The 8,309-nt window shown below is 68.9% G+C and carries 11 protein-coding genes, 1 tRNA gene and 1 pseudogene; 7 read left to right on the forward strand and 6 right to left on the reverse strand.

Annotated elements, in window-relative coordinates; translation table 11 throughout:
- From IE198_RS34395 to IE198_RS34405, 3 genes and pseudogenes are all read left to right on the forward strand, one after another.
- Positions 1-182 (forward strand): annotated as a pseudogene (locus IE198_RS34395) (replication initiation protein); the annotation flags it as partial.
- The gene (locus IE198_RS34400; RefSeq protein ID WP_189893965.1) at positions 179-391 is read left to right on the forward strand and encodes a helix-turn-helix domain-containing protein; all 213 of its coding nucleotides are present in this window, start codon (positions 179-181) and stop codon (positions 389-391) included. The pseudogene IE198_RS34395 and the gene IE198_RS34400, both read left to right, overlap by 4 nt.
- Positions 391-1,551 (forward strand): tyrosine-type recombinase/integrase, encoded by a 1,161-nt coding sequence (locus IE198_RS34405; RefSeq protein ID WP_189893967.1) that lies wholly within the window; start codon positions 391-393, stop codon positions 1,549-1,551. The genes IE198_RS34400 and IE198_RS34405 overlap by 1 nt, the downstream gene beginning before the upstream one ends.
- 51 nt (positions 1,552-1,602) lie before the next feature.
- On the opposite strand, the gene IE198_RS34410 is transcribed toward IE198_RS34405, so the two are convergent.
- Positions 1,603-1,676, reverse strand: a tRNA-Gly gene (locus IE198_RS34410).
- Between the two features lie 220 nt (positions 1,677-1,896).
- On the opposite strand from IE198_RS34410, the gene IE198_RS35995 reads away from it, so the two are divergent.
- From IE198_RS35995 to IE198_RS34420, 3 genes are all read left to right on the forward strand, one after another.
- Positions 1,897-2,079: a hypothetical protein gene (locus IE198_RS35995; RefSeq protein WP_229834856.1), complete on the forward strand. Its 183-nt coding sequence runs from the start codon at positions 1,897-1,899 to the stop codon at positions 2,077-2,079.
- Positions 2,080-2,147: 68 nt separating this feature from the next.
- Complete coding sequence (gene dcd / locus IE198_RS34415) at positions 2,148-2,723, forward strand: dCTP deaminase (RefSeq protein WP_100108266.1); 576 nt, start codon at positions 2,148-2,150, stop codon at positions 2,721-2,723.
- Positions 2,724-2,739: 16 nt separating this feature from the next.
- A complete protein-coding gene (locus tag IE198_RS34420; protein ID WP_189893969.1) occupies positions 2,740-3,249 on the forward strand; it encodes a phosphoribosyltransferase in 510 nt (169 codons plus the stop codon).
- On the opposite strand, the gene IE198_RS34425 is transcribed toward IE198_RS34420, so the two are convergent.
- Together IE198_RS34425 and IE198_RS36000 are read right to left on the reverse strand one after the other, a co-directional pair.
- The gene (locus tag IE198_RS34425) at positions 3,224-3,544 is read right to left on the reverse strand and encodes a hypothetical protein (protein WP_189893971.1); all 321 of its coding nucleotides are present in this window, start codon (positions 3,542-3,544) and stop codon (positions 3,224-3,226) included. The two genes, IE198_RS34420 and IE198_RS34425, sit on opposite strands and share 26 nt — an antisense overlap.
- Before the next feature lie 24 nt (positions 3,545-3,568).
- Complete coding sequence (locus tag IE198_RS36000) at positions 3,569-3,868, reverse strand: hypothetical protein (protein WP_229834858.1); 300 nt, start codon at positions 3,866-3,868, stop codon at positions 3,569-3,571.
- 925 nt (positions 3,869-4,793) lie between these two features.
- On the opposite strand from IE198_RS36000, the gene IE198_RS34435 reads away from it, so the two are divergent.
- On the forward strand, positions 4,794-5,066 hold the full coding sequence (locus IE198_RS34435; RefSeq protein ID WP_189893974.1) for a hypothetical protein: 273 nt from the start codon (positions 4,794-4,796) through the stop codon (positions 5,064-5,066).
- A 436-nt stretch (positions 5,067-5,502) separates the two neighbouring features.
- Here IE198_RS34435 and IE198_RS34440 read toward each other — a convergent pair whose 3' ends face one another.
- The 3 genes from IE198_RS34440 to IE198_RS34450 all read right to left on the reverse strand — a co-directional run.
- A complete protein-coding gene (locus IE198_RS34440; RefSeq protein ID WP_189893976.1) occupies positions 5,503-6,372 on the reverse strand; it encodes a Yip1 family protein in 870 nt (289 codons plus the stop codon).
- Between the two features lie 160 nt (positions 6,373-6,532).
- Entirely contained in the window at positions 6,533-7,705 is a 1,173-nt protein-coding gene (locus IE198_RS34445) for an FG-GAP repeat domain-containing protein (protein ID WP_189893978.1), read from the reverse strand.
- A 287-nt stretch (positions 7,706-7,992) separates the two neighbouring features.
- The coding region (locus IE198_RS34450; RefSeq protein WP_268246465.1) for a heterodisulfide reductase-related iron-sulfur binding cluster at positions 7,993-8,309 on the reverse strand (317 nt) is incomplete at its 5' end.

An 8,309-nucleotide genomic window follows, 5' to 3' on the forward strand; every position in this document is an offset into this window, starting at 1 on the left:
CCCAGGACCACGACGCCCTCGGCGACCCGGACACCGTCCTCGTCCTCGCCTCCTGGGAGTACGCCGGACACGGCCACACCCCCGGTGAGTCCGCCCTCGCCGCCTCCATCGCCCGAGACATCCAACTCAACCGCGAAACCGCCCGCGAAGCCCTCGCCGCCCTGGAAGGAGACCGGTCGTGAGTGACCCCCTGCTGACCGTCGAGCAAGCCGCCGAACGCCTCGGCACCACCGCCCGTTTCCCTCGGCGGCTCATCGCCGAACGGCGGATCGCCTTCGTCAAGGTCGGCCGCCATGTGCGGATCGCGGAAAGCGTCCTGGACGCCTACATCGACGGCAACACCGTCCAGCCCATCCGACGTCGCCGCGCCCGCTACGGAAGGGCTGCCTGATGGCCAACAAGAAGGGCACCCGCCGGCGCTTCGGTGCCGTCCGCCAGTACCGGTCCGGCCGCTGGACGGCGAGCTACCGGGGCCCCGACGGGCAGGAGTTCCGAGCGCCCGAGACCTTCGAGACCAAGAAGGACGCCGAGGTCTGGCTGTCTCAGATCGAGGCGGACCTGACGCGCGGCAACTGGCAGGACCCGGACGCCGGTGCCGTGAACTTCAAGGAGTACGCGCTCCAGTGGGTCGACGAGCGGGGTCTCTCCGCCACGACGGACGAGCTGTACCGCCGACTCCTGCGGCTGCATCTGCTGCCCACCTTCGAGGATCTGGACCTCGGCGAGATCACCGCGCCTCGCGTCCGCACCTGGCGGGCCGAGCGGCTGGCGTCCACCGGGGCCGCCACAACCGTGGCCAAGTCGTACCGGCTGCTCAAGGCCATCATGGAGACCGCGGTCGATGACGAGCTGATCCGCCGCAACCCCTGCCGTATCAAGGGCGGGGGCAAGGAGTCGTCCGCCGAACGGCAGATCGCCACCGTGGACCAGGTCGACGCGCTCGCCGACGCCCTCGGTCCTCGCTGGCGGCTCATGGTCTACCTCGGCGCGTACGGTCCGATGCGGCCGGAGGAGCAAGCCGAGCTGCGGCGCAAGGACGTCGACCTGGACGCGATGACCGTCCGCGTGCGCATGGCCGCGCCCGAGCTGACGACCGGCCGCCGCGCTCCCGGCGACACCAAGTCGGAGGCAGGCAAGCGGATCGTGGTCCTGCCGGCCTTTCTGCGGACCGACCTCCGACGGCATCTCGACCGGTACGCCGAGGAGGGACCGGACGGACTTCTGTTCGTGGGGGAGAAGGGCAAGCCGTTCCGGCGGTCCACCTTCGGGCGGAAGTGGCGTCGGGCCCGCACCCTCGTCGGCATGCCGGACGGCTTCCGCTTCTACGATCTTCGTCACACTGGGCACACCCTCGCGACCCGTTCCGGAGCCACGCTCAAGGACACGATGGTGCGCGCCGGGCAGTCCTCGGAGAAGGCCGCGCTGATCTATCAGCACTCCGACTTGGACCGGCAGCAGGAAGTTGCAAGCGGGCTGGATCAGCTGGTGCGCGCCGCTCGCCAGAAGGGCAAGGAGAAGCCTTCTGGTGCGGATCTGGTGCAAGGCGCTTAGTGCGGTCCAGACAACAAGAAAGGCCCGGGTCTATGACCTGGGCCTTCTGCGTGGAGCGGGTGACGGGAATCGAACCCGCGCTCTGAGCTTGGGAAGCTCATGTTCTACCATTAAACTACACCCGCGCAGCGGACCGGTGATCGGTGCCGCATCGTCGCACACTCTACCTCATCGCTCGCCCCACGGTGTATTTCGCCGTGGGGTGTTCGTCGTTTCCGGGGGGCGGACGCGGCTGCGGGGGGCGGGAGTTGGGGCGTACGGTGGCGGGGCGGAGTGCCGCGTGCGGTGGTGTCCGAGGTATCCCCTAATGTGAGCTTCGTCCGCATTCGCTGGGGAAGGGGCCCGATGGACTTGATGGAGCGCACCGTCGTCCGCTGTGCCGAGGGGCATGTGTTCAGTACCGCTTCGTTTCCGTTGCAGCAGCTCGGGACCGACCGGATCGGGCCCGGGCGGCTCATCCGGTGCCCGCGGTGTGCGCGGCTGAGGAGCGCCGTGCCTGTGGCGCAGGGCGCACAGCACAAGCAGTAAGGGCGGAGTGAGCGCGCGGGCAGGTGTCCGATTGGGGGCCGCCCGCGCGCTCTGCGTATCCTCGGGGCGTGCTTCTCTCAGACAAGGACATCCGGGCCGAGATCGACGCCGGACGCGTGCGCATCGATCCGTACGACGAATCCATGGTGCAGCCCTCGAGCATCGATGTGCGGCTGGACCGCTACTTCCGGGTGTTCGAGAATCACCGCTATGCGCATATCGACCCCGCCGTCGAGCAGAGTGACCTGACCCGGCTCGTCGAGCCGGAGGGGGACGAGGCGTTCATACTCCACCCCGGCGAGTTCGTGCTGGCGTCGACCTACGAGGTCATCTCGCTGCCGGACGACATCGCGTCGCGGCTGGAGGGGAAGTCCAGTCTCGGACGGCTCGGCCTGGTGACGCACTCGACGGCCGGCTTCATCGACCCGGGGTTCTCCGGGCATGTCACGCTCGAGCTGTCGAACCTCGCGACGCTGCCGATCAAGCTCTGGCCGGGTATGAAGATCGGGCAGCTGTGCATGTTCCGGCTGAGTTCGCCCGCGGAGGAGCCGTACGGGAGCGAGCGCTACGGCTCGCGTTACCAGGGGCAGCGCGGGCCGACGGCCTCCCGCTCGTATCTCAATTTCCATCGGACCCAGGTGTGAGGACCGGAGCAGGGGCATGAGCGACGTACGCGAGAACCTGACCTACGAGAAGTTCGGCGGCGCGATCCGCGAGCTGGCGCAGACGATCGCCGACGACGGGTACGAGCCCGATGTCGTGCTGTCCATCGCGCGCGGCGGTGTGTTCGTGGCCGGCGGGCTGGCGTACGCGCTGGACTGCAAGAACATCCACCTGGTGAATGTGGAGTTCTACACGGGCGTGGGGACCACTCTCGAGATGCCGGTCATGCTGGCGCCCGTGCCCAACGTCATCGACTTCTCCAACAAGAAGGTCCTCATCGCGGACGACGTCGCCGACACCGGCAGGACGCTCAAGCTCGTCCACGACTTCTGCCTGGACCATGTGGCGGAGGTGCGGTCGGCCGTGATCTACGAGAAGTCGCAGTCGCTCGTGAAGTGCGAGTACGTCTGGAAGCGCACCGACGACTGGATCAACTTCCCGTGGAGTGTCTTGCCCGTAGTACGGAAGTCTGGCGAACCGATCACTCCGTCGAAGGAAGCGCTCTGACCTGCCGCTCTTCTCTGGATGCGGTCGGCCGTTGGTGCCCGCACTCCAAGGCGGCGCCACCTTCGTCAAGCACCTCAAAGTCGAGGATCACCTTGTAGGGGTCAGCGTCCTCATAGAGCCACACGGTGATGTGGTCAGCCGCGACGGCCATGGAGAACTGGACATCGACCCCGGCGACAGTCGGTGTGACGGTGAAGACCTCCCCAGGCTGCAGCCAGAAGTCTTCGCCGTACGGCTCGATGAAGAGGCTGACGAGATTCTCACCGGCGTTCTGCACCGGAAGCCCTTTCTTCATCCGCGTCGCCACCTTAGAACTGCCTCAATCGGTGCGTGTGAACGTAATGAGGTCACAGACGTCCGGGTCGCCAACGAACTCATAGAGATGAGGCTTCTCCCGGCTCCCGCCGACGTAGACGCCGCTCCCGTAGTTGCCGCCCTCCGTCTCGCTGTCCCAGTAACCGCTGATCTCGCGGAAGCTGAAGGAGACGGGCCAGTCGGAACTGTCAGCGGGAGTCAGCTCCCAAGTGCCGTTACCGGTTCTCTCGGGGTCGCCCGTGGCGCTCTCAAGATCGATGGGCCATCCGGCCGTGGTGAACGATCCGTCCTTGTTGAGGGTCAAGGATCCGCCAGCGGGACTGCGGTAGGTGCCGACCAGGTCTTGGCTGCCAAGTCTCTCGGGCCGCTGACCCTCGCCTGGACATGGCGAGTACCGGGCGAAGCATCCGGTAGTGGTAGCTGCTACAGCCAGGATCAATGTGCATGCCAGGCCGAAGAGCCGTCGGTTCACTTCCCGCCCCCTGAGACATCGAGTTGGATCAGTGTCCCACTGAGGCGTCCGGACTGCACGGAGCGGTCAGTGCCCGCGATCGACGGGTTCCGTTGGTGGAAGAAGTGCAAGGACGACCCGGCCTGGCCCCCGACTGGACCACTGCTTTGTAAGCGAGGTGGGGCGAATTGGGGCTTGGCTTGGGCAACGTTGGCTTCGGAGCATGCGGCGTTGGCGCACCGCCGGTCGCCGTCGTTCCCCGTGAGTCCCCGCTCCATCTGGCACGACTGTGGCACGGGCTGACCCTCTCAATGCGAACTATCGGCGGGGTGGTCGCTGAGGTCTGCCGGGCAGGCCGCTCGGCTCCTCGGGTGCGTTGAAGGTCGGCTGCGGTCGCTGTGGTTGCTGTACTTCGCTGCTGCACGGCAACAGCTTCGGAGGGCTCAAGGTACGGCCCAGGGGTAGGCAGCGATGTCACCGTGGGTTCAAATCCCACACCCACCGCAGGTGACCGGCCCCTGACCGGGCAACTCGGTGAGGGGCCGTTCTCATTGGCGTTGTCCGCCAGCGACCGCTGTTCCCCGCTGTTTCCCGGCTGGACGGGCACGGGAAGGGCACGGCCACCTTTAGTCCGCAGACCGTTGAGCGGCTCGGCTGGCGTGCGCCGGATACCACCGTGGGCAGTTTCGGCGGGCTCCGACCGACCGGTGTGGAGGGGGGCGACCTCGTGTGGCCTAGTGACGACGAGGGACTCCGGGCCTGCTCCTATGCTTCGACCATGGCTCTATGGATGTACTGGGAAGTCTCGGCGATCGCCTCGGCGGGTGAGGATGTGGGCGACATCGAGGGCGCTGTAGAGGCTCTTGATCGGTCGGTGCAGCGGATTCAGGAACGAGCCATGACCCCTAGGGAGGCTGCAGTCCTACATGAATCGGCGCGAGTCATCCGCGATCAGATGCTCAGCGATGGGCGCGCGGCCGTAGAACGGGGAGAGCGCTGGAGGGCCAAGGTGGAAGCAGTCGGAGTGACGCTGATTCCGCGCAGTGGGTAGTGGACCGATTACGTGATGGTTAGACACATGTGTGAGGTCGGCGGAACGGCTTTGGCCGGTGTCCTGCCCGGTTTGGGGTCGGGCATGATCAGGGGGCCGTACGCTTGCCGGCTACTCGGGCAGGCTTGTCCCCTGCCCGCAATGTGTCCGAGTGGCCCCCTGGTCTTGCTCGACGCGGGTCCCGAACCGGGGAGGTGGGTAAAGCCGTGGAGCCGTCCGTCCCTACCCCCGGCCTGGTTCTTTAGCCCCCTTGTGGGCGCGGGCGGGCGACGACGTGCGGGCCCGGTGGCGTAGACATTGAGGGGCAAGCGCGGCGGCGTCCGGCCGGCGCCGCCGCCCCATCGGGCACCGGTGCGGCAGACACAACAGGTACATGGGAAGAGGCCCCCGCCGAGCCGGTTCAGGTGCGGCGGGGGCCTTCGCGTGCGTAGGTGGCTCAGATCGTGCCGAGCTTGATGATCGACAGCAGCGCGATCATCTGGATCGCCGACGCGCCCAGCGCCTTCGGCCACGGCAGGTCGTGCGACTTGCTGATCATCGATGTGAACAGCGCGCCCGCCGCCAGCCAGGTCACCCAACCGAGCAGCTGCACCAGGGAGTTCTCACCGCCGAGGAAGAGGGCGACGACGAGGCGCGGCGCGTCCGTGATGGACATGATCAGCATCGAGAGGCCGACCGTCGGCTGCCAGGAGCCGTCGCCGCCGAGCTGGCGCGCCAGGGTGTGGGTTACGGCACCGAGGACCAGGCCGCTGATCACGAACGCGACGCCCGTGACGAGCACGTAAGGGACGGCGTTCGAGAGCGTCGCGTTGATGACCTCGTCGCGGGGCTCGTCGAAGCCGAAGATCGCGAGCGCGCCGTAGAGGAAGGTGACGACGAGCGCGGGGCCCCAGACCGGGTAGTCGCGCATCTGGAGGAACGTCGGACCGGGCCGCAGCACGATGCCGCTCAGGAGCTGCTTCCAGTGCAGGCGCGGGCCCGCCGGGGCGGCGGGCGCGGCGCCCGCGCGGTAGGTCGCACCGCCGTCGTAGGGGTCGTCGTGCACGCTGAACATCTGCGTGTGGCCAGGGTTGTTGGCCGCGTACGGGTCCTGGGTCCTGCCGTACTGGGGGTGCGGTTCGCCGAAGTACTCCGGCTCGCCGTGCCCGCCGCCCTGGGGCCCGCCCGCCCGGGGCCACTGCTGCTGATGCGTGTACGGCGGCGCAGGGGCCTGACCGCCGCCCGTATGGGGCGGGGGTGCCTGCTGCGCCTGCTGTCGTTGCGGGGTGCGGTTGTCCCGGCCGCGTCCGATCCTGAATCCAGCCACGTCATCGAACGTACCCGGTCCGCGTGCGTGAGGTGGCTGAGGACCGGGAAGCCGAGGCCTTTGCTGCCGACCTGTGACATCCCTTAGGGGAACCCTGGGGGGTCTTCCCCAGGGCGCCCGAGAGCAGGTCAGAGGCGGGCCCTGGCCTCCCGACGGAGCGTCAGGGCAGGAAGATCGACGTGCTGAAGGTGATCAGCGGGCGGGCGCCGGCCGGGTTCTTCGTCGCCGCGTACAGAGCGATCACGTCGGCCCGCTCGCCGCGGTGCGTCCGCGTCACCATGTCGGGCCGCTCGTCGCCGTCGAAATCGGCGTGCACGAGCACGTCCGTCACCGGTTTCGTCTCGCCCTCCGGGAGCCCGGGTGCGGGCGGGGCCGTGACCGCGTCGAAGGTGTAGCGCCCGCCCGGGCGGGCGGGTCCGGTGGGTCCGCCGAGCAGGAGCTTGCCGCCCGCGCCCGGAGTACGGGTACGGGGCAGGACGACCAGGTCGTCGGCGCCGTCTGCGTCGGTGTCGGCCGCTCCCGCGGGCGCCGCGAGCGCCGGGCCGCCGCCTGGGACGGGGGCGGCGGCGGTGCGCGGGGCGCCCTTACGGGAGAACGGGCCGCGCAGGAAGCTGACGCGGTCGGCGGAGGCGGTGACGGCCAGGTCGGTGCTTCCGTCGCCGTCGAAGTCTCCGCAGACGGGGTGGTCGGGCCAGTCGTTGCCGTAGCGGGCCTGCTCGGGGATCCGCAGGACGACGGCCCTGCCCGTGATCCCGGTGGGGGAGCCGAAGAGCAGCTGGAGCGGTACGGGCGGGCGCCCGATGCCGTCGTACGGTGGGTCCGTGGCCACGATCAGGTCGGTGTAGCCGTCCTTGTCGAGGTCGCAGGAGGCCTCGGCGTCGAAGGCGGCCGGCAGGACGCCCTGGACCTCGGCGCCGTGCTCACGCGGGGTGAGGAGCTGCCGGACGGCGGGATCGAGGGCGCTTGCGGCTCCGGTGGCGGAGTTCGAGCCGGTGTCCGCGCCGGTTTGCGTGCCGTAGACGATGCCGATGCCCGAGTCGTCGCCGTGGCTGTCGGTGGGGGACTTCACCAGGTCGTTGAGCACGAGGTCACGGTGGCCGTCGCCGTTGAAGTCGGAGGGGAGGCGGCTGCCCCTGCCGCGCGGCACCGGGAGCGAGGGGGTGGTGGCGCGCCCCGCGAGGGGAGCGGTGTCGCCGTTCTTGGTGGCGGGGCGGTCGGGGGTGGTCCCGCACCCGGTCAGTGCCGTCAGCAGCACCACGGCTGCACAGAGCGCCCCCGCGGCCGTCCCCGCACCGGCTCGTACCCGCACGACCCACCCCCGTATCGCCGTCATCCGCTCTCCCGGTCGCCCCACGATGCTCGTGCGAGCGGTCCGGTCAGGGCAATGGGCGGCGCGTGATCGAAGGTCAAAGGTTATCCGGCGGCCGCCCCGGTCCGGATGTGTGAGCGGCCGGGCCCTTCCCACGGGAACGCCCCGCCCGGGTCCTTCCCAGGGAACGCGCGGTTGCCGTGCCCCCGTACGCGCGAGTGGCCGGTCCTGCCCCCGAGGCAGGTCCGGCCGCTCGCTGTTCTCCCGTGGAGGCGCGTCTCTCCCGTGGAGTTGTCCTTCTGTGGGGACGGTTACTTCACCGGTTCCGGTTCCGGCGCGCCCTCGGGCTGCGTCTCGGGCGCGGGGTCGGCCGGTGGGGTCTTGACCGAGTCGAGCAGCAGCTGGGCGACGTCGACGACCTGGAGGGACTCCTTGGCCTTGCCGTCGTTCTTCTTGCCGTTGACGGAGTCGGTGAGCATCACGAGGCAGAACGGGCAGGCGGTGGAGACGATGTCCGGGTTGAGGGAGAGGGCTTCGTCGACGCGCTCGGTGTTGATGCGCTTGCCGATCCGCTCCTCCATCCACATCCGGGCGCCGCCGGCGCCGCAGCAGAAGCCGCGTTCCTTGT

The sequence above is a fragment of the Streptomyces xantholiticus genome, assembly GCF_014651015.1.
GTDB classification, from domain to species: Bacteria; Actinomycetota; Actinomycetes; order Streptomycetales; family Streptomycetaceae; genus Streptomyces; species Streptomyces xantholiticus.

Coding starts and splice junctions, on each gene's coding strand:
- IE198_RS34405 (WP_189893967.1), top strand. CDS start 391: ATGGCCAACAAGAAGGGCACCCGCCGGCGCTTCGGTGCCGTCCGCCAG.
- IE198_RS35995 (WP_229834856.1), top strand. CDS start 1,897: ATGGACTTGATGGAGCGCACCGTCGTCCGCTGTGCCGAGGGGCATGTG.
- IE198_RS34420 (WP_189893969.1), top strand. CDS start 2,740: ATGAGCGACGTACGCGAGAACCTGACCTACGAGAAGTTCGGCGGCGCG.
- IE198_RS34425 (WP_189893971.1), bottom strand. CDS start 3,544: ATGAAGAAAGGGCTTCCGGTGCAGAACGCCGGTGAGAATCTCGTCAGC.
- IE198_RS34435 (WP_189893974.1), top strand. CDS start 4,794: ATGGCTCTATGGATGTACTGGGAAGTCTCGGCGATCGCCTCGGCGGGT.
- IE198_RS34445 (WP_189893978.1), bottom strand. CDS start 7,705: ATGACGGCGATACGGGGGTGGGTCGTGCGGGTACGAGCCGGTGCGGGG.